General features: G+C 47.2%; 2 protein-coding genes. Both read right to left on the reverse strand.

The annotated features are described in order from the left end of the window. Nucleotides 1-219 (reverse strand): response regulator transcription factor (locus C7H79_RS17245; protein WP_119983680.1); only part of this gene is annotated, 219 nt, incomplete at its 3' end. Beyond that, nucleotides 216-871, reverse strand: a 656-nt coding sequence (locus tag C7H79_RS17250) for a sensor histidine kinase (protein WP_242447363.1), incomplete at its 5' end; no start/stop codon positions are given. The genes C7H79_RS17250 and C7H79_RS17245, both read right to left, overlap by 4 nt.

Raw genomic sequence — 871 nt, forward strand, 5'->3', positions numbered from 1 at the left:
CCAGGTAAGTTCTTCCTGTAGCCGCAGACCGTCCATTCCCGGCATCTTCACGTCGATGATAATGCAGCCAAAGAAATCAGGGTGATAAGCACTCAGAAATGCATCCGCATGCGCGAAAGATTGCACGCTAATACCTGCCTGTTCAATCATCAGCGTAAGAGAATCCAGTACGGCTGCATCGTCATCTACAATAAAAACGGTTGGTTCATGCGTGATCATGGCGCAAGAGGCAAAGTAAAATGAAATTTAGCACCTGAGTTTGCTTCGGGATCTAACCAGAGGTGTCCGTCATTGGCTTCAATCAATGCGCGACTGATTGCGAGCCCCATACCTATTCTTGTTGGCTTGGTCGTGGCAAACGGTTCAAATAAGCGTTTCGCCATCACCTGATCAAGACCAGGGCCGCTATCCTGAACAACGATTAAAGCCATACTGGTTTCATTCATAGTTTGCACCTTAGTAGTAATCGTCAAGATAAGCACGCCTATGGCACGCATGGCTTCTTCAGCATTTCTGAACAGATTCACCAGAACTTTTTGCACTTGTGTACGATTACACTGAACAGCCGGGATATCTTGTTGCAAATGCAGTGTGACATGAAATCCTCCGTGACCGTCATTGCACACAATGTTTAGCACATCATGGATGAGTTCGTTTAGATTTAACCGTTCGGTGACCAATTCACTCTTCTGAAGAAAAGCCAGCAGTTCATGTAAACTGCGACCAGCACGTTGCGCCTGTTCCACGCAACCCTCAAGCGCTCTTTTTAGTTGACCAGATTGAAGACCATCGTTAAATATCGCGTGAAGGGCCACTTCGCTATAAGCAGACATTGCGGCCAGCGGCTGATTAAGCTCATGCGCAATCGCTG

Source organism: Nitrosomonas supralitoralis (assembly GCF_003011925.2).
GTDB lineage: Bacteria > Pseudomonadota > Gammaproteobacteria > Burkholderiales > Nitrosomonadaceae > Nitrosomonas > Nitrosomonas supralitoralis.